The sequence below is a fragment of the Duganella sp. Root336D2 genome (assembly GCF_001425005.1).
Taxonomy (GTDB): Bacteria; Pseudomonadota; Gammaproteobacteria; order Burkholderiales; family Burkholderiaceae_D; genus Rugamonas.
Genome location: NZ_LMDB01000022.1, coordinates 329,766 through 350,494, shown reverse-complemented (window position 1 = coordinate 350,494; position 20,729 = coordinate 329,766). Strand labels below are relative to the sequence as shown.

The 20,729-nt window shown below is 61.7% G+C and carries 19 protein-coding genes and 1 tRNA gene; 8 read left to right on the top strand and 12 right to left on the bottom strand.

Features of this window, described 5'->3' with window-relative positions; all coding sequences use genetic code 11:
* Positions 1-22 precede the first annotated feature (22 nt).
* From ASD07_RS17385 to ASD07_RS17375, 3 genes are read left to right on the top strand one after another with little or no spacing between them, the layout of a single operon-like run.
* Positions 23-328, top strand: a complete 306-nt coding sequence (locus ASD07_RS17385; protein WP_055933062.1) for a metalloregulator ArsR/SmtB family transcription factor — start codon at positions 23-25, stop codon at positions 326-328.
* A gap of 4 nt (positions 329-332) precedes the next feature.
* Positions 333-764, top strand: a complete 432-nt coding sequence (locus ASD07_RS17380; protein WP_055933060.1) for a YeeE/YedE family protein — start codon at positions 333-335, stop codon at positions 762-764.
* A complete protein-coding gene (locus ASD07_RS17375) occupies positions 761-1,177 on the top strand; it encodes a DUF6691 family protein (RefSeq protein WP_055933057.1) in 417 nt (138 codons plus the stop codon). The genes ASD07_RS17380 and ASD07_RS17375 overlap by 4 nt, the downstream gene beginning before the upstream one ends.
* A 341-nt stretch (positions 1,178-1,518) precedes the next feature.
* Here the strand turns inward: ASD07_RS17375 and ASD07_RS17370 are convergent, their stop codons facing one another.
* Positions 1,519-2,295, bottom strand: coding sequence for an ABC transporter substrate-binding protein (locus ASD07_RS17370; protein WP_055933054.1), 777 nt, complete (start codon positions 2,293-2,295; stop codon positions 1,519-1,521).
* Positions 2,296-2,410: 115 nt separating this feature from the next.
* On the opposite strand from ASD07_RS17370, the gene rsxB reads away from it, so the two are divergent.
* Together rsxB and nth are read left to right on the top strand one after the other, a co-directional pair.
* Complete coding sequence (gene rsxB / locus ASD07_RS17365; RefSeq protein ID WP_055933051.1) at positions 2,411-3,088, top strand: electron transport complex subunit RsxB; 678 nt, start codon at positions 2,411-2,413, stop codon at positions 3,086-3,088.
* Complete coding sequence (gene nth, locus ASD07_RS17360) at positions 3,085-3,732, top strand: endonuclease III (RefSeq protein ID WP_055933048.1); 648 nt, start codon at positions 3,085-3,087, stop codon at positions 3,730-3,732. Before rsxB ends, nth begins: the two co-directional genes overlap by 4 nt.
* A 108-nt stretch (positions 3,733-3,840) precedes the next feature.
* On the opposite strand, the gene proB is transcribed toward nth, so the two are convergent.
* From proB to rplU, 4 genes are all read right to left on the bottom strand, one after another.
* Positions 3,841-4,959: a glutamate 5-kinase gene (gene proB / locus ASD07_RS17355; RefSeq protein ID WP_055933045.1), complete on the bottom strand. Its 1,119-nt coding sequence runs from the start codon at positions 4,957-4,959 to the stop codon at positions 3,841-3,843.
* A 137-nt stretch (positions 4,960-5,096) separates the two neighbouring features.
* Positions 5,097-6,206 (bottom strand): GTPase ObgE, encoded by a 1,110-nt coding sequence (obgE, locus tag ASD07_RS17350; RefSeq protein WP_055933043.1) that lies wholly within the window; start codon positions 6,204-6,206, stop codon positions 5,097-5,099.
* A 415-nt stretch (positions 6,207-6,621) separates the two neighbouring features.
* Positions 6,622-6,882, bottom strand: a complete 261-nt coding sequence (gene rpmA, locus ASD07_RS17345; protein ID WP_055933040.1) for a 50S ribosomal protein L27 — start codon at positions 6,880-6,882, stop codon at positions 6,622-6,624.
* 43 nt (positions 6,883-6,925) lie between these two features.
* Positions 6,926-7,237: a 50S ribosomal protein L21 gene (rplU, locus tag ASD07_RS17340; RefSeq protein ID WP_055933037.1), complete on the bottom strand. Its 312-nt coding sequence runs from the start codon at positions 7,235-7,237 to the stop codon at positions 6,926-6,928.
* 228 nt (positions 7,238-7,465) lie between these two features.
* On the opposite strand from rplU, the gene ispB reads away from it, so the two are divergent.
* Entirely contained in the window at positions 7,466-8,416 is a 951-nt protein-coding gene (ispB, locus tag ASD07_RS17335; RefSeq protein WP_055933545.1) for an octaprenyl diphosphate synthase, read from the top strand.
* 33 nt (positions 8,417-8,449) lie between these two features.
* On the opposite strand, the gene ASD07_RS17330 is transcribed toward ispB, so the two are convergent.
* Positions 8,450-9,259 (bottom strand): hypothetical protein, encoded by an 810-nt coding sequence (locus ASD07_RS17330; RefSeq protein ID WP_055933034.1) that lies wholly within the window; start codon positions 9,257-9,259, stop codon positions 8,450-8,452.
* Positions 9,260-9,607, bottom strand: coding sequence for an arsenate reductase (glutaredoxin) (gene arsC / locus ASD07_RS17325; protein ID WP_055933031.1), 348 nt, complete (start codon positions 9,605-9,607; stop codon positions 9,260-9,262).
* A gap of 92 nt (positions 9,608-9,699) precedes the next feature.
* On the opposite strand from arsC, the gene ASD07_RS17320 reads away from it, so the two are divergent.
* Both ASD07_RS17320 and ASD07_RS17315 read left to right on the top strand, forming a co-directional pair.
* Positions 9,700-9,776 (top strand) — tRNA-Pro (locus ASD07_RS17320).
* Positions 9,777-9,927: 151 nt separating this feature from the next.
* A complete protein-coding gene (locus ASD07_RS17315; protein ID WP_055933028.1) occupies positions 9,928-12,504 on the top strand; it encodes an MXAN_6230/SCO0854 family RING domain-containing protein in 2,577 nt (858 codons plus the stop codon).
* On the opposite strand, the gene ASD07_RS17310 is transcribed toward ASD07_RS17315, so the two are convergent.
* From ASD07_RS17310 to ASD07_RS17290, 5 genes are read right to left on the bottom strand one after another with little or no spacing between them, the layout of a single operon-like run.
* Positions 12,496-14,916, bottom strand: a complete 2,421-nt coding sequence (locus ASD07_RS17310) for a glycoside hydrolase family 31 protein (protein WP_082507388.1) — start codon at positions 14,914-14,916, stop codon at positions 12,496-12,498. The two genes, ASD07_RS17315 and ASD07_RS17310, sit on opposite strands and share 9 nt — an antisense overlap.
* On the bottom strand, positions 14,903-16,168 hold the full coding sequence (locus tag ASD07_RS17305; RefSeq protein WP_055933022.1) for a sugar MFS transporter: 1,266 nt from the start codon (positions 16,166-16,168) through the stop codon (positions 14,903-14,905). The genes ASD07_RS17310 and ASD07_RS17305 overlap by 14 nt, the downstream gene beginning before the upstream one ends.
* A gap of 23 nt (positions 16,169-16,191) precedes the next feature.
* Positions 16,192-18,594: a GH92 family glycosyl hydrolase gene (locus ASD07_RS17300; protein ID WP_055933019.1), complete on the bottom strand. Its 2,403-nt coding sequence runs from the start codon at positions 18,592-18,594 to the stop codon at positions 16,192-16,194.
* Complete coding sequence (locus ASD07_RS17295) at positions 18,594-19,517, bottom strand: carbohydrate kinase (RefSeq protein ID WP_055933016.1); 924 nt, start codon at positions 19,515-19,517, stop codon at positions 18,594-18,596. The genes ASD07_RS17300 and ASD07_RS17295 overlap by 1 nt, the downstream gene beginning before the upstream one ends.
* Positions 19,510-20,724, bottom strand: a complete 1,215-nt coding sequence (locus tag ASD07_RS17290; protein ID WP_055933012.1) for an AGE family epimerase/isomerase — start codon at positions 20,722-20,724, stop codon at positions 19,510-19,512. The genes ASD07_RS17295 and ASD07_RS17290 overlap by 8 nt, the downstream gene beginning before the upstream one ends.
* Positions 20,725-20,729 lie beyond the last annotated feature (5 nt).

The following is a 20,729-nucleotide window of genomic DNA, read 5'->3' as shown; positions in this document are numbered from 1 at the left end:
ACAATATACGTTTTTATATAATATGAAAATTAATCCTGTTGCCTTGCAGGCCGCTGCCGGCCGCGCGTCCGGGCTGTTGAAATCCCTGTCCAACCAGGACCGCCTGCTGCTGCTTTGCCAACTGGTCGACGGCGAACATTCCGTGGGCGAGCTGGAAGCTGCAACCGGCGTCGCCCAGCCCACCCTGTCGCAGCAATTGACCGTGCTGCGCAACGCTGAACTGGTCGCTACGCGGCGTGAAGGCAAACAGATCTTTTATAGCATCGCCAGTGCAGAGGCGATGGCGGTGCTGCAGGTGCTGTACAAACTTTACTGTCCAAAGGAGTAGGGAGATGAGTACTTACTACGCGCCGCTCTTAGGCGGCATCATGATCGGCCTGGGTGCGGCCATGCTCTTGTTGCTCAACGGACGAATTGCCGGCATCAGCGGCATCGTCGGCGGGCTGCTTGGCAAGGCCTTCACGCGCCAGCCCGATTCCGGCGGCGACGCAGGCTGGCGCATCGCTTTCCTGGCCGGCATGGTGGCCGCGCCCCTGCTCTACGGCGCTTTCACCGTACTGCCGGCAGCGCAAGTTGATGCCAGCATCGGCACCCTGGTGGTCGCCGGCTTGATGGTTGGCGTGGGCACGCGCTACGCCTCCGGCTGTACCAGCGGCCATGGCATCTGCGGGCTGTCGCGCTTCTCGCCGCGCTCCCTGGCCGCCACCCTTACCTTCATGGCAGCGGGTTTTGCGACCGTCGCTGTGGTGCGGGGCCTGCTATGAGCACACTCGCCTCTTTGCTGGCCGGACTGATTTTCGGCCTGGGCCTGGTCGTTTCGGGTATGACCAATCCGGCCAAGGTGCTGGGCTTCCTCGACATATTCGGTAAATGGGATCCCGCGATGGCATTCGTCATGGTGGGGGCGCTGCTGGTCGGCACCGTCTCCTTCCGCATCGCAGGCAAACGCACCCGCGCCATCCTCGGCGCGCCGATCAGCCTGCCGACTGCGCGCGATATCGATCGCCGTCTCGTATTGGGGAGCCTCGCATTCGGCATCGGATGGGGGTTGGCCGGTTACTGTCCTGGCCCGGTAATCACCTCGCTTGCAACCGGCGGCGGCAAGCCATGGATCTTCTTCATCGCCATGCTGGCGGGGATGGCAATCTTCGAACTCGCCGAACGGCGCAAGGCCTAGGAAGTCTTTTCGATCGCCATGCTCGGCCGCGTGTTCGGGAAAATCTGTTCAACACGCGGCTCGCCCTGTCCGGGCTTCTTGATGCCATAGCCGTTCACGGGCTGCGAGCGATTGACCCAGAGCGCATAAAAAAGATGAGGATGGAGTGACGTGCAGGCCGCGCGGCTCCAGGTTCCAGTCGCCCAATTCCACCTTGAATCGCTCGTAATTGCGCCGGCGCGGCGACAACACTTCCGCCCAGTGGCGGTCAACAGCATCAGTCATGGATTCCTCCGTCGAAGGCGCCAGAGTAAGTGCGGCAGCCGGCATCGCCAACGAATAGTTTCGTATAGCCTTATTGCTTAATTGACGGTTGGACGGTCGGTGTCGAGGCGGCGCAGGTAGTCGCGTTCAAATTTGGGGAGGTCGATATCGCGGGCGGCCTCGTTGAAGGCGCGCTGCTGCGCCAGGCCGGCGGGGGTACGCTGGAAGCAGATGTGGACGGTGCGTTCATGGAACAGGTTGTCCGAAAAGGCGATGCGTTCGCGCTCGGCGCGCGTGAAGCGCGGGCTGGCGAGCAGATGGCGCAGCACGCGTTTTTCGATCACCATCGCATCAAAGCGCTTGCTCAGGAGCTTGCGCAGATTGGTCTCGTCGTTGACACCCTCCTGCACGTGCAGCAAGCCGCGCCGCAGCAGCCCGTCGAACTCTTCGCCGTTCGAATATCCGGCCACAATGCCGATGCTGGCATCTCGCAGGTCGCGCATGGTGGAGGCGATCAGCGGCGACTCCTTCAAATACGCCAGCACGTTCGAAGTGGTACCGATCGGCGTAGAGAAGTGGCATTGTGTTTCGCGCTGCGGCGTGCGCCAGACCGCCAGCAAGCCGGCGTAGCGCGAGTCGTTCATGCCCACCTCAAGGGTGCGCTTCCAGGGATAAAAATCGATGGTGGCGACACTTCCGAGGCGCGCAAAGACTGCCAGTGCATAGGCGCCGGAAACGCCATTATCGGGCAAGGAGGCCGATACAAACGGCGGCCATTCGTCCGATGCGAGCCGCACTGAAGAACCAGCAGCGGCGCAGCCTTGCCACCCAAGCAGCAAGCCCAGCCCCCAACCGATCACCTGCACAACACGCATGGTTCCCCGCCTAATGTAAAGAGGAGTAATGATCCCACGGAGGTTGACATAAAGCAACTTCCGCAAAGGCCGCGCAGATATTGGATAATAGCGCTTTATCGTATCGCCTCAGACCGTGACTGATCCGAAGACCCTGGCCGACCGCATCGAGGACGTGCTGCCGCAAACCCAATGCACAAAGTGCAGCTACAAGGGCTGCCGACCGTATGCGGAAGCGATTGCGTCCGGCGAAGCGAACATCAACCAATGCCCGCCCGGCGGCGCGCAAGGCATCCGCCGCTTGTCCAGCGTTACAGGTCGCCCGGTCATTCCGCTGAATCCCGTCAACGGCTTCGAACGCCCGCGCGCGGTGGCCTTCATCGACGAATCGCTATGCATCGGCTGCACGCTGTGCATCCAGGCCTGCCCGGTCGACGCGATCATGGGTGCGGCCAAGCAGATGCATACCATCATTCCGGAGGACTGCACCGGCTGCGACCTGTGCGTGCCGGCCTGCCCTGTCGATTGCATCGTCATGTACCCGGTGACCGAGACCACCGGCTGGGATGCCTGGACGCAGCCGCAAGCCGACGAAGCGCGCGACCGCCACGACTTCCGTTTGGCGCGCCTGATCCGCGAACGCGAGGAGAACGATGCGCGCCTGGCCGCCAAAGCACATTCCAAGGCCGCCGCGGTGGAGCGACTCAATCCTGAAAACGATGCCGAGGCGGCAGAGAAGGAGCGCAAGCGCCAGATCATTGCCGCCGCCATGGAGCGTGCCCGCAAACGTGGCGAGGGCGACCAAAGTAAATGAATCCAGCAAAACGACTAGAAATCTTCACTCGCCTGCGCGAGGCCAATCCAAATCCCGAGACTGAACTGGAATACACTACCCCGTTCGAGCTGCTGATCGCCGTGCTGCTGTCGGCGCAAGCGACCGACGTCGGCGTGAACAAGGCCACGCGCAAGCTGTATCCGGTGGCGAACACGCCGCAAGCGATCCTGGATCTGGGCCTCGAAGAACTGACGGAATACATCCGCACCATTGGCCTGTACAAGACCAAGGCCAAGAACGTCATCGCGACCTGCCAGATCCTGGTGGAGCAGTATGGCGGGGAAGTACCGCAGACGCGCGAGGAACTGGAGCAATTACCGGGCGTGGGCCGCAAGACGGCAAACGTAGTACTGAATACCGCCTTCCGGCAAATCGCAATGGCAGTGGACACGCATATTTTCCGCGTCTCCAACCGCACCGGCATCGCGCCGGGCAAGAACGTGGATATCGTCGAACAGAAGCTGATGAAGTTCGTGCCGAAGGAATTCCTGATGGACGCGCACCACTGGCTGATCCTTCATGGCCGCTACACCTGCGTAGCGCGCAAGCCCAAGTGCTGGAACTGCATCATCGCCGACCTGTGCGAATTCAAAGGCAAGACCCCCGCCCCCGCCGACGCCTGAGCCCGTGTCACACCTTGGGGTCACACCCTAACTGTGACACGGACTCGTGCATTTAACGGCTGCGCTCGTGTCACACCTGGGGTGTGACCCCATGGTGTGACACGAGTTCTACAGTAGGACCATATTGTCGCGGTGGATCAGCTCGTGGCCTTCGACGTAGCCAAGGATGGCTTCGATTTCGGCGGATGGCTTGCGCTTGATGCGGCGCGTTTCGGCGCTGGTGTAGTTGCTGATGCCGCGCGCTATCGCGTGGCCGTCTTCGCCGACGCAGGTGATGACCGCGCCACGGCCGAACTCGCCGTGCACTTCGATCACGCCGATCGGCAATAGCGATTTGCCCTCTTTCACCAGCTTTTGCACCGCACCCGCATCCAGTACGACCTGGCCCGCGGTGTGCAGGTGGTCCGCCATCCATTGCTTACGCGCCGTCAGGTGGCCGGTTTGCGCGGACAGTTCGGTGCCGATGCTTTCGCCGGCCGCCAGGCGGGTCAGCACGTCGTTCTCACGGCCGAAGGCGATTACGGTGTGTGCACCCGATTTCGCGGCGCGCTTGGCGGCCAGGATCTTGGTCAGCATACCGCCGCGCCCCAGCGAGGAACCGGCGCCGCCGGCCATCGCTTCCAGCGCCGGATCGCCGGCGCGGCCGTGCGTGATCAGGTACGCCGCCGGATCCTTGCGCGGATCGGCGCTGAACAGGCCGCGCTGATCGGTCAGGATGATCAGCGCGTCGGCTTCGATCAGGTTGGCCACCAGTGCGCCCAGGGTGTCGTTGTCGCCGAACTTGATTTCGTCGGTGACGACCGTGTCGTTCTCGTTGATGATCGGGACCACGCCCAGGCGCAGCAAGGTGGTCAGCGTGGAGCGCGCGTTCAGGTAGCGTTCACGGTCCGCCAGGTCGGCGTGCGTCAGCAGCACCTGGGCGGTGCCGATGCTGTGCTCACGGAAGCTGGTTTCATAGATCTGCGCGAGGCCCATCTGGCCCACGGCGGCGCATGCCTGGAGTTCGTGTATGTCCGTCGGTCGCTTGTCGAAGCCCAGGCGCAGCATGCCTTCAGCTACGGCGCCGGAGCTGACCAGCACAACTTCCTTGCCCATCGCACGCAGGGCGGAAATCTGTGCGGCCCAGCGGGCAATAGCGGCATGATCGAGCCCGCGGCCGTCATTGGTGACGAGCGAGGAGCCCACTTTGATAATAATGCGGGTGGAGTTCTGGATAAGCGAATTCATAGGACGGCAAAAGTCTGATCAAACAAAAGGTGGTGAAACTTCTGGTGATGCGCCGGGCGGGGTGATGCCGGCTTGCCGCAGACAATGCGCGCCCCTGCGGTTGGCAGGGGCGGCAAAGATAAGAGGTTGTCTCGATTTTAATCGAGAACTTTGAAACGTGGGTCGTCCGGGTCGATGGAGGAGATACCGCGGGCTTCTTCGGTCATCTGCACTTCTTCCGAGCGCTGCTCGGAGTAGCGCTGCTGCTCCAGGTGCAGGTAGATGGCGTTGACCAGTTCCTGCGTGCCTTCGTGCGACAGGGCGGAGATTTCGAACACAGGGCCTTTGAAGCCGAACTTCTTGACGAAGTCCTTGACCTTCTTGGCACGCTCTTCTTCCGGAACCACGTCCAGTTTGTTCAGCACCAGCCAGCGCGGCTTGTCGCCCAGCGCAGGATCGTACTTTTGCAGTTCCTTGACCAGGGCCTTGGCTTCCTTCACGGGATCGACAGTCGCCTCGAACGGCGCCAGGTCGACGATGTGCAGCAGCAGGCCGGTACGCGACAGGTGGCGCAGGAACTGGTGGCCCAGGCCCGCGCCTTCAGCGGCGCCTTCGATCAGGCCTGGAATGTCCGCGATCACGAACGATTTTTCGTGCGACACACGCACCACGCCCAGGTTCGGGTGCAGGGTGGTGAACGGATAATCGGCGATCTTCGGACGGGCATTCGACACCGCGGTGATAAAGGTCGACTTGCCGGCATTCGGCATGCCCAGCAGGCCGACGTCCGCCAGTACTTTCAGCTCCAGGCGCAGCTCGCGGCGTTCGCCGTCCTTGCCGTCGGTCTTTTGGCGCGGCGCACGGTTGGTCGAGGTCTTGAAGTGGATATTGCCCCAGCCGCCCTCGCCGCCCTTGGCCAGCAGTTCCATCTGGCCGTGTTCGGTCATGTCGGCGATGATTTCGCCCGACACTTCGTCGATCACCAGGGTGCCGACCGGCACGCGCAGGAAGACGTCGTCCGCACCCTTGCCATAGCAGTCGGAGCCGCGGCCGGATTCGCCGTTGCCGGCACGGTGCATCTTGGAATAGCGGTAGTCCACCAGCGTATTGACGTTGCGGTCAGCTACCGCCCAGATGCTGCCGCCTTTGCCGCCGTCACCGCCATCAGGGCCGCCGAACGGACGGAATTTTTCACGGCAAAAAGAGGCGCAACCATTGCCGCCGCTGCCGGCGATAACTTCGATTCGTGCTTCGTCAATAAACTTCATCTGGTAGTACTCCGAATAACTTCGTCCTGGTGGGCGAAGTGTGAGATAAGCCGAACGCGCATCGAGTGCCCAGCGCCCCGGTGAGGGCGGGCGTGCGCCAGCCGGCAAAAATACTGTATATATTTACAGCTAAATTCTAATTGGCCTACTGCCTTATGCTAGCGCACAAACCCGCAGTTCTGCTCGCATTGGGCACATTCACAACGCAAGGCCGAAAGGTATCGCAAGACCTGGAATATGAGAATGAACTAGATCATTCTCCGTCGCGGACATGCGACGCTGGCAGCAGGAATCTCCGGCCTTTATGGCGGAGGGGACGTCAGGTGACCACCTTGAAAACTAAAAAAGGCCCTACCACTGGCAGAGCCTTTTGGAGAGCAGGCTTGCGCCTTACTGTACCAGTATTCGTCGCTGATTAAGCAGCAGCGATGACGGTAACGTACTTCTTGCTGTCCGGACCCTTGGTCACGAACTTCACAACGCCGTCCACCAGTGCGAACAGGGTGTGGTCCTTACCGGTGCCTACGCCTTCGCCAGCGGACACTGGGGTGCCGCGTTGACGGATGATGATGCCACCAGCATTGATGGTCTGGCCGCCGTACACTTTAACGCCAAGGCGTTTTGATTCAGAGTCGCGACCGTTGCGGGTAGTACCGCCGCCTTTTTTGTGTGCCATTTAGTTACTCCTTGATAGCTCGGTGAGTCTTGATGAACAGCGATTAGCCGTTGATCGAAACGATTTGGATTTCGGTGAAGTTTTGGCGATGGCCTTGACGCTTCTGGTAGTGCTTACGACGGCGCATCTTGAAGATACGGACCTTGTCGTGACGACCTTGTGCGACTACTTTCACCAGAACCGATGCACCTGCAACCAGTGGAGCACCAAACTTGATGCTGTCACCCGCGCCAACGGCGAGGACCTGGTCGATAGTGATTTCGGAACCAATGTCAGCCGGCAACTGTTCTACTTTAATTTTTTCGCCAGCAGCAACTTTGTATTGTTTGCCACCGGTTTTTATGACCGCGTACATGATTGGAAACCTCTTGGATTGTTAATAAGTCTCCCTTGCTCGACGCCCAAAAACAACAAGGCGAAAGCCGGGGAACCGCTGATTATACATAGTTTCGGGAAACCGGTCAAAAGGTATTGTCGGCGGGCGGGCCACGTGGTATGTGGGCAACGAGTAACGTATAATCGCGGCACTCTTACCAACCTTACCAGTAGGTTTGCCTTGTCGAACAACGCCCAGAACAACATCATGAGCACCATTGCCGCCGATATGGACGCGGTCAATTCGGTGATCCGCCAGCGCCTTCACTCGGAAGTGGCGCTGGTCAACCAGATTGCTGAATATATCATCAGCGCGGGCGGCAAGCGTATCCGACCAGTCCTGGTCCTGCTGGTAGCGAATGCCTATAGCTATAAAGGCGTCGGCCACCATGAACTGGCCGCCGTGGTGGAGTTCATCCACACCGCGACCCTGCTGCACGATGACGTTGTTGACGAATCGTCAATGCGCCGCGGCCGCCAGACTGCCAATGCGCTGTTCGGCAATGCCGCTTCGGTGCTGGTGGGCGACTTCCTGTATTCGCGCGCTTTCCAGATGATGGTGTCGCTGGATTCCATGCGCGTGATGCAGATTTTGTCCGATGCGACCAATGTGATCGCAGAAGGCGAAGTGCTGCAGCTGCTGAATATGCACGACCCGGACGTGAGCGAGGAAAGCTACCTGCAGGTGATCCGTTCCAAGACTGCCAAGCTGTTCGAAGCGGCAGCGGAACTTGGTGCACTGGTAGCCGGTGCGTCCGACACCGATATCGCCGCTGCCGGCGAATACGGCCGCTCGCTGGGCACCGCCTTCCAGCTGATCGACGACGTACTGGATTACGCCGGCGATGCGGAAGAAATCGGCAAGAACGTGGGCGACGACCTGCGCGAAGGCAAGCCTACCCTGCCGCTGATCTGGCTGATGGAAAACGGCACCGAAGAACAGCGCGCCCTGGTTCGTTCCTGCATCGAAAACGGCGACGAGCAGCACTTCGACACTATCCTGGCCGCCATTACCAACAGCGGCGCACTGGATTACACCCGCCGCGCCGCCGAAGTGGCCGCGCAGCGCGCCATCGATGCCATTGCCAGCATGCCGGACGGCGTCTACAAGCAGTCCTTACTGCAGCTGGCCCGCTTCTCGGTGGACCGCAGCCACTAATGAATAAGGCGCCGAAATCGGCGCCTTTTTTTCTTATTGCGACTTGGTCGAGGCGAGGCGCCGTTTGGCGAAGTAGGCCTTCCATGCATGCGGTGGAATCGAAGGGTAGCGCAGCTTGCCCAGTCCCAGCCATGCATCGCGGTAGGCGAGCCAGCTTCGCTGTTTGTCCGGCGCTATTTTCATCTGGCTCATTTCACGCTCGACTGCGGCGGCATCCTCCACTGAGAAAGACGGCAGCTTGCCTGCCTCGAAGTCCTGCAACGAGATCAGGATTTCCTCAATTTGCGCCGGGTCCACCGCATGGCGCCGCACCGACAGCAGCGCGGTCTTCTCGGTATCGCGCCAGCGCGCCGAGATGGTGTCAATGCGTCCATTGCGGTCCTGGTCGGCCAGTTGCAGCTGGATCGCCGCACAACGCGACTGCAAGTGGCTGTTTGCCGCGCCATCGCACATATCGATTTTCGGCGACGGGCCTTCCTTACCGGTCTGCATACGGGCCAGCCTGGCCAGGCGCGCTTCGATCTCGGCAGGTTCGGAAAGGCAGGCAGCCATTTTTGCCACTGCGTAATTACGCGGTGCGCCCAAGCCGTTCGCGTACAACATCATCAGCACGTCCTGCCTGTCCGTCGCGAATGCACAGTGACGTGCCCTCACATAGTCGAAGTGCACGCCGATGCCGTAATACAGCTTGTCCGCGTCGCAATCCTTCAGCGCTGCGGCCTGCTCCGCCGTCGGTCGATGCGGGAACGGGAAGGTGGCCAGCTTGTGGATCTCGCATTCCGAGGTATCGGCATGGGCGCTGGCAGCCAGTGCAAGCAAAGTGGTAGCGAAGGCCTTGCGCACTTAGAGGATCTCTTTGACCATTTCCGGCGGGCGGCACAGGCGCACGCCCTTCTCCGTCACCACGAAGGGACGGTTGATCAGCTCCGGATGCGCCATCATGGCGTCGACCAGCTTATCATCCGACAGCGATGCATCGCCGAGGCCAAGCTGGTCATACAGCTCGCCCTTGCTGCGCATGGCGCCACGCGCCGTCAGTCCGGCACGCGCGATCAGGTCAACCAGGACTTCGCGCGATGGCGGCGCCTTCAGGTATTCGACGATTTCCGGTTCAATGCCCGCCTCGCGGATCAGCGCCAGCGCGCCACGCGAATTACTGCAGGCGTTATTGTGATAAATGGTGATTCCCATGATGCAAATGAAGTTAATCCAAAGCCGCACTATAGCATCTGCAAAGGTGTTGATAAATCCACAAAATTATGGGTAAAATTAATTCACACCGTCGGGGTGTAGCTTAGCCCGGTAGAGCGCTACGTTCGGGACGTAGAGGCCGGAGGTTCGAATCCTCTCACCCCGACCACGGAATCCTTCCCTTCAGCCCCTGGCCGCTGACCGTATTTCCCCCTTGCTCCCCAATTGCAAATATATTACGATCCTGGCCGAGAAGGCTCAGGACGGGCTTCCTTCTAACTTCCGATTCAGTTCGTCCGCTTCCCTTCTCCCCGAATTCCATGACCTTCACTGCCTCCCACGCTATCCTCCTGCGCAGGCAAGGCTTGCTGTTTATTGAAGCAGGCACTGCGTCCCTTCCCGGCAATTTCATCGAAGCTTTCGAGATCAATCTCGAGAAGCTGGGATATGCGATTTCCACGCGTTTGCGCCATCGCCTGCAGACAATTTCCAGCGAAGCTTTGACCGTGCTGCAAGCGCAGGCCTGGAGCGTATTGGCGGAACAGCTGGGTGGACACCGGACCCACGTGCCGCTTTACCGCAGCTTTCCCGACGACGTTCCGGCGGATACCCACGGCTTGTGGCGGCAACGGGTGCTGTCCCATTTCATGCAAGCGGAAGGCCAGCCTTGCCTGCATTGCGGGCTGACGGGGACCACACACGTGCTCAATCCATGCATGCACGTGGTATGCGACCAGTGCTTTGACGGCAGCAACTACTCGGCTTGCCCCATCTGCGAACGGCAGGTCGACCGTCATTCCGCCTTCTTCAAGCCTGCGCCGATCAGGGGCACGCCAACTGAGAACGTCACACTCAAGTTGCTGGACCTTGGCACGTCCGCCGAGCAGGTGGTGCGCGAATTGTTCGTCAGCTTTTGCCAGCGTACGCAGGCCATGTCGCCGGTGGACGTGGCGGACTTGTCGGATATCGTCACCGAATACGGCCCGTCAATCCTGGCCTCGCTCCCGGCCACCATTCCGGTGCGCGAGAACATAGCGCATGTTTTCGGCACGCTGCTGCGTCATTGCGATCCTGCCATTACCCTGCCGGCCGCAGCACCCTACATGAACACCGCAACCGATGTACTGCGTTTAATCGCCTGCTATTCCGGGGCAGATCCAGGATTACTGCCGCAAACAGTCCTACGCGAGTTCACCGTCGAGGCAGCCAGGAAGAAGAAGCAATTTAGCGAACTGTATGCGCATAGCTACTACGATAGGGTCGCGTCGCTCAAGCTGCCGGTGGAAATCTACCGCTTCAAGATGGCAAAGCTTGGCCGTCCGCTCAGGCGAGCCTTGCTGGAGTTCATGGAAAGCCTCATCCCGGCATCGATGATCGACGACATGCTGCGCCATCGTTCATATTGGGTCTGGCTCGGCGAGTTCCTGCATCCAGCCGAATACAAGCAGCGTTTTCCAAACGTTGCGCGGGCTTTCGAGATTGTGCGGCGCAAAGCGCCGGATGGCAGCCGTGCACCAGCCTGGCTGACGTATTACGGCAAACTGGAAGCGGCCATCAGTCTCAATGATGCCGCCAGCATGACAGCCTTGCTGTTGCAGCGCCCTGGCGAACTGGCGAGACGGTTCGACCATGCACTCCGCATTGCGGGCGACGATGACGTTGCTGTCGAAGGCCTGCTGGCAGGCTTTGAGCGCTGCGCGCCAAAGTTTTCAACGCCGGTCCTCCTGACGCTTCTCGCCTTGCTGCCGACGCGTGGTGTGCAAGCCAAGTCACGCGTTTACTGGCCGAAAGGCTCCGTCGTCAACGGCATATTTGCACGTGACAAGCGGCCCGTTCTTGCGCTGGAAACAATCAAGCGCAGCGTTGCGATCGTCGATCGGGCACTGCTTGCGCGCTTTGAAAGCAAGCCGGCCATCGGCGATTTCATCATCGACTCGGCGCTGAAAACCTTCATGGTGCCGTTCAACGAACGGACCGCTTCGCGAGCGGCAATTCAGCTGTCGCGCGGCTCGACCATCGATATCGCTCCGGAAAAGACCATACGACTATTCCTTCACTGGTGCGAACCGGAGAAAGCGCACTTCGACACAGACCTGGATCTGTCGATCGGGTTCTATGACGCGCAGTGGCAGCACGTTGGAACGTGCTCCTATTACCAGCGCGTACTCCAGGGTGCGTTTGGGCAGATTGCCGTCAGCTCCGGCGATCTAACCAGTGCGCCCTTCCCCAATGGCGCGTCGGAGTTCATCGACCTGGATTGCGCCATGGCGGAAAAACATGGCATCCGCTATGCCGTGACGGTTGTGAACAATTACTCCGGCCAGGCTTTCGAGCAACTGGAGCATGCCTTTATCGGCATGATGCTGCGTAGCGATACCCAGGGCCAGCATTTCGATCCACGCACGGTCGAAATGAAGTTCAATCTGCAGGGTGCAGACGGCATCTTTATGCCAATGGCGATAGACCTGGAGTCGAAATCGCTGCACTGGCTGGATGTCTACTCGCGCGGGAAGCTCGAGTTCAATAACGTGGCCACCTCCAACACCGCAATTACCAGTATCTGCCCGACGATGATCGGCTATTTTGCCAGCGGTGTGCGAGCAAATATGTTCGACCTCGCCGTGCTCCATGCTGCGGCACGGGCGCAGCGCGTCCTCATTCGCGGGAAAGGGAATATCGTCATCGAGCGTGCTGCAGGAGAGTCGAGCCTTCAATTCCTGAAACGCTTGCGAGACGGCGACGGTGCCATAGCGGAAAAATTAGCTATTCGGCAGAGTGGTCCAGTCATGGCAGCCTTGTTCAACGGTGACATGTCCCTGCCGCCCGATGCATCGGCGTATGTATTGAAGCCCGGAGCAATGACCGGCACAATCTCCGCGAGTGATTTTTTATCTTGATCGGCTGATCTCGACCGACCCATTGACCATGTCTGGGACCTGGATCAAGGCTGCTTTCTGCGCACGGTCTACCGATGCCGCTACTGCGGCGCCAAAGGCGTGAACTTCTGGTGGTGCGTCGGATTCCCATCCATGAATATAGAGTTCCACCCCGCTCCACCACGGCCTCCAGCTTCCCTCGCGCTGTTCGAACAGTATTTTCAGGCCGGATTGCGACTCCTCACAGCGAATGTGTTGGCGCAGGAAGCTGCCGCGCTGGTAAGCCATGCTGATGCCATCGTCGGCATAAAGGTCGCCATGGCAGTCCGCGCCGGGATAGACATGCAGTTCCAGCCGCCCTTCCGGCACGAAGGCGGTGCTCTGGACCAGCGGCTGCTTCGGGATGATCGCGCCCGGTCGCACATAGACCGGCAACTGGGCGATATCCGGTTTGACCGTTTGGCTCTTGCCATCCAGGCGCCGCCCAGTCCAGTAGTCGTACCAGTCCTTGCCAGGAAGTTCAACGTTGTAATCGCCCGGCGACTCCAGCGTCGGCGATGGTGCCAGCAGCAAATCGCCGCCCACCATGAACTGGTCCTCCGAACCGCCAAGCCGGTCGCCATTTGCCAGCACTGAAGGAAAATTGAGGAAGACTGGCCGCAGCAAGGGAATGCCGCTGCGGCTGTTCTCTTCTGCAGTGGCATACAGGTACGGCAGCAACCGGTAACGCTCGGAGATGAAGCGGCGTCGGATTTCGACTTGCACGGCGTCGCCCACCCATGGTTCCTGGTCGGGCCGGCCGGTTTCCGCATGGGCGCGGAACAGCGGCATGAAGGCGCCAAGCTGGAACCAGCGCGTCAGCAGCTCCGGCGAGGGGGGCTCGCCCGCGTAGCCGCCAACGTCATTGCCAACCCAGGAAAAGCCGCTCAGGCCAAGATTGACCAGCTGCTGCATGCCCGTCTTGAGGTGCTGCCAGCTCGAGACGTTATCGCCGGTCCACGTCGCGGCGTAGCGCTGGCCGCCCGCATAGGTGGCGCGGGTCAGCACAAAGGGGCGTACGTCCGGCTGCAGCCGAGCCAGGCCTTCATAAGTGGCGCGCGAGTTGAGCTGGCCGTAGACGTTATGCATTTCGGCGTGGGAAGTGCTGCGTGGTGCAAAGTCGTCGCTCTCGATCCGGTGCACGACATCGAGCGGCATGGTTTTGCTTGGCACGTTGAAGATCGACGGCTCATTCATGTCGTTCCAGAAGCCAGCCACACCATCGCCAACAAAACCCGCATACAGGTCGCCCCACCAGCGGCGGGCCTGGACGCGGCTGAAATCGGGGAATACCGCGGCTCCGGGCCACACATCGCCAGAGTAGTATTGGCCTCCCGGCAGTTTCAGGAACAGGTCGCGTGCGGCGCCGCCGTCGTAGGCGGCATAACCCTGGCCAGGTGCATTGGCGACATGCGGGTCCGTAATCAGCACCAGGCGGATACCCTGCCCGCGCAAGTCGGTGGCAAGCTTGCGCATATCGGGGAAGGTTGCGCCGTTAACGGTGAAGGGCCGCGAACGGTCCTGGTAATCGATGTCCATGTAGACCACGTCTGACGGCATGCGTTCGCTGCGCAGGCGCTGTGCGATTGCGCGCACTTCGGCGTCGGTCTTGTAACTCCACTTGGATTGCTGGAAGCCCAGCGCCCATTGCGGCATCAGCGGCGGCGTGCCGGTCAAGCGTGCGTATTGCTGCAGCACGTCTTTCGGTGCGGGGCCGGCCATCACGTAGTAATCGACCGGGCCGCCCTCGCCGCTGATCGACAGCATGCCGCGTTCGGTCTTGCCGAAGTCAAAGGTGGTACGCCAGGTATTGTCCAGGAACAGCCCGTAAGCCTGGCCACGGTCGCTCACCGTCATGAAGAATGGAATCGTCTTGTACAGTGGATCGGTCGCCTGCGTGAACTTGTAAGTGTCCGAGTTCCACATGGTGTAGGCACCGCCCTTGCGGTCGAAGGTGCCAGTCTTGTCGCCCAAGCCGAAGACGTGGTCGTCGCCGCTCATGCGGCCGCGCATGCGGAAGCCGCCTTCTCCAGACAATGCGGAGCGGCCGGCAAGGTCGGCCAACAGCAGCTTGCCGACGCCGTCCAGTACATCCACTCGCAGCGTACGCATGTCTATGCGGGCGCCGATATGCGCAGCGCTCAACTGCAGCACATCGCTGCCGCGCGTAACGTTCAGCGGAAGACGGGTCCTGCGTGCAGCTGCGGGCACCGCCCATGAAGCATCTTCCGGCAATGTCCCGCGCCCCATGCGGATGCGCATAATGCCGCTGGCTGGCGCGGATACTTCAAGCACCACGCCTCCGCGCGACAGCACCATGCGGTCCATGGTTTCCGCGTGCAGCGCGCCGGCTGCACACAGGGCAACCATCGCCAACACACTATTGCGTCGCATACATGGACGAATACTTCGCGCCAAAGTAAAGGATAAAGGCATAGCAAGCGGCTGGCAGCATGAACGATGCCTGCACACCGATGGTATCGGCCAGCGCACCTTGTGCGAACGGCACCAGCGCGCCGCCGACAATCGCCATGCACAGGATACCCGAACCCTGGCCGGTGTACTTGCCCAGGCCGTGCAGGGCCATGCTGAAAATAGTCGGGAACATGATCGAGTTGCACAGACCGACGGCCAGAATGGCCCACATTGCTACGCTGCCCTTGCCGAAGGTTGCCGCCAGCACGAGGCCGATCGCCACCAGCGAATTGACGGCCAGGGTTTTGCCAGGACTGGCCACGCGCATTACCACGAAGCCGATGAAGCGGCCGACCATGGCGCCCCCCCAATAGATGCTGACGTAGTGTGCCGCATCGGCATGGGCCAGCCCCGCTATATGCGATTCGCCGAGGAAGTTGATCAGGAAGCTGCCGATGCTGACCTCAGCGCCGACGTACAGGAAAATACCGATTGCGCCCAATACCAGATGGCGGTGGGCCCAGGCCGAACCGTGGCCCTCACCCGCCAGCGACTGGTCTTCGCTGTCGGCGATCTGCGGCAACTTGGCGACCAGGAACAGCACCGCCAGCAATGCCAGCGCACCGGCCAGCGCCAGGTAAGGGCCGCGCACGGTGGCGGCATTCGCCGCGGCGCCCACTGCTGCGGCGCCGGTCGACAGGATCAGCACCCCGCCTACGGAAGGGCCGATGGTGGTGCCGAGGGAATTGAAGGCCTGCGTCAGGTTCAGGCGGCTGGACGCGGTGCGCGGCGGGCCAAGCACGGTGACATAGGGATTAGCCGCTACCTGCAGCACGGTGATTCCCGATGCCAGCACGAAGAACGCCAGCAGGAACAGGCCGTAGCCGCCGAAAGACGCCGGATAGAACAGCACGCATCCGCCAGCGGCAATCAGCAGGCCGGTGACAGCGCCCTTCTGGTAGCCGATGCGGCGGATCAGGACACCCGCCGGCAGCGACACGATGAAGTAGGCGCCGAAGAAGCAGAGCTGCACCAGCATCGCCTGGAAGTACGACAGCGTGTAGATCGCCTTCAGGTGCGGAATCAGCACGTCGTTCAACGAGGTAATCAAGCCCCACATGAAGAACAGCAGTGTGACGATCACCAGCGCGCTGGTGTTTGTTCCGTTCTGTGCGCCGCCCGCCGTTTGTGGGGCCGCAGCGGGCGTGGTGTTCGGTGCCATGGATGCCATGATTGTCTCCTCAATTTTTATGTTTACATGCCGGCTGGTGAGCGCGGCAGGTCGCGGCCACGCGTGCCCCAGCCAGCCGTTTCAGGCTGCGGCGCAAGCTTGAACGACAGGGTACCAGCACCTTGCAGTTGTTCCCAATCCAGCCACACGCGCGACAGCGGGCGGCCGCCCCATTGCACCGATTGCACGAAGCGGCGCTCACCCGGCTTGGCCTGCGGCGCTTCGATACGCAGCGTGCGGCCTTGCGGCAGGTCGATCTCGGCGCGGGAAAAGCGCGGCGCGTGCAGCAGGAAGCGGCCGCTGCCCGGTGTATCCGGGTACAGGCCCAGTGCGCTGAACAGGTACCAGGCCGACATCGTGCCCAGGTCGTCATTGCCGGTAACGCCGCTTGGACCGTTGCCGAACAGGGTTTCCGCCGCGCGCAGCACAGTGGTGGTTTTCCACGGCTGTCCCATCAGGGTGTACATCCACGGTGCGTGCAGGTCCGGTTCGTTGTTCGGGTTGTAGCGGAACTGGCTGTAGTAGCTGTAGGCGCCCACCACCCACGACTTGCGCACAGCCTCAGGGTCGGCCCGCACCGCGTCGTAATCGAAGAACTGGTCGAGGCGCTGCAGCGCCTTGGCCTGGCCGCCCATGGCGGCCACCAGGCCAGGAACATCCTGCGGCACCAGCCATTGGTACTGCCAGGCCGTACCTTCATGGAATCCGCGGTCGGCGCGCGGGTCGTAGCTGCCATTCAGGTCGGTGAACCAGCTACCGTCCAATACGCGTGGACGCGGGAAACCGCGCTGCCCGGTCGGGGCGTCAATCACCGACCGATCCCATACCTTACGCCAGTTGAGGGCGCGCTGCTCCAGTACCTGGGCATCCTTTGCCTGTCCAAGCGCCTTGGCCATGACCGCCAGCGAGCTGTCGGCCAGCGCATACTCCAGCGTTGCCGAAGCGCCGTGGTGCGGGTCGATGTCCATGCCCTTGGCGACAAAGCCGCGGTCATACTGGACGAAGCCCTGGCTCAGGTAATTTGGATTGCCGGCGCGGCCTTCAGCGCGAATGCGCGAAGGCGGCACGCCAAAGGCGTTCTCGCGCAGCGCGGTGTAGGCTTCGCGTTCACGCCCCTTCAGCGCGCCAAAGCGCCACAGGTCGACCAGGAACGGAGTGACCGGATCGCCGGTCATCACGTTGCTGTCGAAATTGGCGTAGCCCCAGCGCGGCAGCCAGCCGCCCTGCTCGCGGATCTTGAGGACCGAATTGGCGATATCGCGCGAGCGCTGCGGGCGCAGCAAGGCTAGCAGCTGGTTCTGCGCACGGTAGGTGTCCCACAGCGAGAAGAATTCGTAATAGGTCCAGTCTTTGGCGCTATGCAGTGCATCGTCATAGCCGCGATAACGGCCGTCGGCATCGCTGCCGGTCAGGGGCTGCAGCAGCGCGTGGTATAAGGCGGTGTAGAACACGGTACGGTCATCGCTGCTGCCGCCCTCGATGCGTACGCTGCCCAGTTCCTTCTGCCACGCTGCCCGCGCTTGCGCCCGCATTGCGTCGAAAGTGAGCGGCTTGCCAGCCGCCATGCCTTCGGCCTTCAGGTTGATGCGCGCGCCTTCGGCATCGACGTGCGAAATAGCGCTGACTGCTGTCACGGCTTGCCCGCCCTTGAGGTCGAAAGTCAGCCAGGCACCATGTGGGCGGCTGTCGCCTTGCTGGCTCGGGCCTTTCACTCCCGGCCAGCCGCCGCGGTCATCCCAAATGCCGCTAGCGACGAAAGGCTGGTCAAACACAATGCGGAACCAGGTCGTATATTGGGCGCCGCCGCAGAAGCTTTTGGTGACGATCTTGCCTTCGACACTGCGGTCATCCAGCACGCGCAACTCGCTGCCGACCACGGAATGGCGTTCGTTGGCCTGGCCCAGGTTGAGCAGCACATGGCCGCTGGCGGTGCCGGCAGCAAAGGTATAGCGCTCGGCAGCCGCGCGGGTCAGTGCGGTGGCTTCGGCGGTAATGCCGCCATAGCTGGTGAGCTGCACCTTGTAGTAGCCGGCCTGGCCAATCTCGCCATCGTGGCTGTAGTTTGCGCCGTAGCGCTTGTTGTTGAAGCTCTCTGCCTTCTTGGTGTCGAAGTCACCGCCAGGTCCGATGCTGCCGGTGACCGGCAGCACCGAAAGCTGGCCCCCCTGCTCCCAGCAACCGGCGCCGGACAGGAAGGAATGGCCAAAGCCGCGAATGCGCGCGCCGCTGTAATGCCAGCCGGCATAATGCTCGCCGGTCGGGCTGACCTGGATCATGCCGAAGGGTGCCGAGGCGCCGGGGAAGGTATTGCCCTCATCCTGGGTGCCGATGAAGGTATTGACCGGCATATCGGCCGGTGCTGCGGCAAGCGGCAGCGCGAATGCCGCCAGCAAGACAGAGCAAAATGTAAACCGGATTGCTTTCATTACGCTGACGTTCCTTCCAGTAATTTGAATAGCTGCTGCATGGCGGCAGGCGGCGGCGGGGTGGCGCCGGATTGCTGGCAGGCGGCGGATCCGGCAGCCAGCGCAGCATGCAGGTGGGACTGCAGCGAACGCCCCGGATGGCGTGCGAAACTATGCAGCAGGCCGGCCACGCTGGCGTCGCCTGCGCCGACCGTATCGACTACCGCGACTGCCGGCGCACGTGCATCTACGTGCTGCTCGCCATGAAACAGGCTTGCGCCCTGGCCGCCGCGTGTCAGCAGGCAGAATGCGGAAGGCGCGGCGGCGCGCAGCTGCTGCAGCGCTGCATCCAGCGCGACGCCGGGGAACAGTCCACGCAAATCGTCGTCGGAAACCTTGATCACGTCGGCCAGCTCCGCCATGCTGCGCAGGGTCGGCGCATAGCGCTCATCCATCAGGTTGCGGTAGTTCGGGTCGTAGCTGATGGCCACGCCCTGCCCTTTCAGTTTTTCAGCCAGCGCCACCAGGTTCGATGCCAGTGGCTCGCGCGCCAGGCTGATGCCGCCGAAATGCGCCCAGCGCAGGTCGCGCGACCAGTATTCCGGCAGCGTCGCCGGATCGAAATGCAGGTCGGCGCTGTCGTCGCCGATAAAGAAGTAGCGCGGCGGCTCGCCCTGTTCCACGATTGCCAGCAGCGGTGAGCGTTCAACGCGCTGCAGCAGGCGCAGGTCGAGGCCGACGGCTTCGCTGGCGGCCCACAGCGCATCGCCGAACCGATCGCGGCTGATGGCGCCTGCGAAGGCAGTGCGTTCGCCCAGAACGGCCAGCGCGCGCGCCACATTCCATACCGAGCCGCCAACGCGGCTCACCCAGCGCTCGTCGCCCTGGTGAATCATATCGGTCAGCGCCTCCCCGGCGCACAGCATCAACGGTGCGTCATGCATGGTCGGCGGCCCCCAGCACAGCCACGATGTCGTAGCAGGCGCCCATGGTGTGGTAGTCCACCTTGCCAGCCGGGCTCTTCTCGTCGCTCAGCTTGCGGTTGTCGCCGGACAGGATACGGTACCAGGCACCGTGTTCGTGGTCGACGAAGTGGGTCCAGCTATAGGCCCACAGGCGCTCATACCAATCCCAGTATTCGGCGCTGCCGGTGCGTTTGGCCAGCATGGCGGCGGCCGCAGTGCTCTCGGCCTGCACCCAGAAATACTTGTGCGGATCGCATACCGTCAGGCCTGGTGCCAGCGAATAGCACAGGCCACCATGTTCGGCATCCCAACCCTTGCCTGTTGCAGCATGGAACAAGCGCTCCGCGGTCGGCATCAGCCAGCCCAGGTCCTTGTTCAGCACACTGCCGCGCGCTTCCAGTTGCAGCAGCAGCTTGGCCCATTCGGTGAAATGGCCCGGCTGGTAGCCCCATGGGCGGAACAGGTTTTCCGGATCGTCGATATTGAAGCGCCAGTCCGGCTGCCAGTCGGCGTCGTAGTGCTCCCAGATCAAACCGCCGCAGCGGGACGCCTGGCGCTGGGTGATGTTGTAGGCCACGGTGTAGGCGCGTTCCAGGTAGCGCCGCTCGCCGGTTGCCTGGTGCGCTGCCAGCAGCGCTTCGCAGGCGTGCATATTGGCGTTCTGGCCGCGGTAGCTCGAAAGCACGCTCCAGTCGCGGGTCGCCTCGTCGGCGTACAGGCCTGCCTGCTCGTCCCAGAAGTGCTTTTCCATCAGTTCGAAGGTCTCGCCGATCCATGCGCGCGCCTCTTCGATGCCCGCCATCGTGGCGTGCGAATAGGCGAGCAGCACGAACGCCTGGCCGTAGGCGTGCTGGGTACCATCCTCCACCTCGCGCCCATCCAGCATCCAGGCATAGCCGCTACCGCCTGGCTCGCGGTGCACTTCGCGCAGGAAGCGCAGCGCATGGCGTGCGCCTTCCAAATAGGCCGGATCATGGAAATGGCGGTAAGCCATGGCATAGGTGAACACGAAGCGCGTGCTGCTGACCAGGTGCCGGTGCTGCGCATCGTAGACGGTGCCGTCGTCCTTGAAGTAGTGATACAGGCCGCCGGCCGGATCGATTGCGCGCGGATGATAGAAGCGCATGGTGTGGCGCGCGTGGTCGAGCAGGACATCCGGGTCGCGGAAATTCGGGAGTGTGGTCATGTTGG

What these genes read in the sequence shown, in the direction of transcription:
- ASD07_RS17385 (WP_055933062.1), top strand. Translation starts at nt 23, where the DNA reads ATGAAAATTAATCCTGTTGCCTTGCAGGCCGCTGCCGGCCGCGCGTCC.
- ASD07_RS17380 (WP_055933060.1), top strand. Translation starts at nt 333, where the DNA reads ATGAGTACTTACTACGCGCCGCTCTTAGGCGGCATCATGATCGGCCTG.
- ASD07_RS17375 (WP_055933057.1), top strand. Translation starts at nt 761, where the DNA reads ATGAGCACACTCGCCTCTTTGCTGGCCGGACTGATTTTCGGCCTGGGC.
- ASD07_RS17370 (WP_055933054.1), bottom strand. Translation starts at nt 2,295, where the DNA reads ATGCGTGTTGTGCAGGTGATCGGTTGGGGGCTGGGCTTGCTGCTTGGG.
- nth (WP_055933048.1), top strand. Translation starts at nt 3,085, where the DNA reads ATGAATCCAGCAAAACGACTAGAAATCTTCACTCGCCTGCGCGAGGCC.
- proB (WP_055933045.1), bottom strand. Translation starts at nt 4,959, where the DNA reads ATGAATTCGCTTATCCAGAACTCCACCCGCATTATTATCAAAGTGGGC.
- obgE (WP_055933043.1), bottom strand. Translation starts at nt 6,206, where the DNA reads ATGAAGTTTATTGACGAAGCACGAATCGAAGTTATCGCCGGCAGCGGC.
- rpmA (WP_055933040.1), bottom strand. Translation starts at nt 6,882, where the DNA reads ATGGCACACAAAAAAGGCGGCGGTACTACCCGCAACGGTCGCGACTCT.
- rplU (WP_055933037.1), bottom strand. Translation starts at nt 7,237, where the DNA reads ATGTACGCGGTCATAAAAACCGGTGGCAAACAATACAAAGTTGCTGCT.
- ispB (WP_055933545.1), top strand. Translation starts at nt 7,466, where the DNA reads ATGAGCACCATTGCCGCCGATATGGACGCGGTCAATTCGGTGATCCGC.
- arsC (WP_055933031.1), bottom strand. Translation starts at nt 9,607, where the DNA reads ATGGGAATCACCATTTATCACAATAACGCCTGCAGTAATTCGCGTGGC.
- ASD07_RS17315 (WP_055933028.1), top strand. Translation starts at nt 9,928, where the DNA reads ATGACCTTCACTGCCTCCCACGCTATCCTCCTGCGCAGGCAAGGCTTG.
- ASD07_RS17310 (WP_082507388.1), bottom strand. Translation starts at nt 14,916, where the DNA reads ATGCGACGCAATAGTGTGTTGGCGATGGTTGCCCTGTGTGCAGCCGGC.
- ASD07_RS17305 (WP_055933022.1), bottom strand. Translation starts at nt 16,168, where the DNA reads ATGGCATCCATGGCACCGAACACCACGCCCGCTGCGGCCCCACAAACG.
- ASD07_RS17300 (WP_055933019.1), bottom strand. Translation starts at nt 18,594, where the DNA reads ATGAAAGCAATCCGGTTTACATTTTGCTCTGTCTTGCTGGCGGCATTC.
- ASD07_RS17295 (WP_055933016.1), bottom strand. Translation starts at nt 19,517, where the DNA reads ATGCATGACGCACCGTTGATGCTGTGCGCCGGGGAGGCGCTGACCGAT.
- ASD07_RS17290 (WP_055933012.1), bottom strand. Translation starts at nt 20,724, where the DNA reads ATGACCACACTCCCGAATTTCCGCGACCCGGATGTCCTGCTCGACCAC.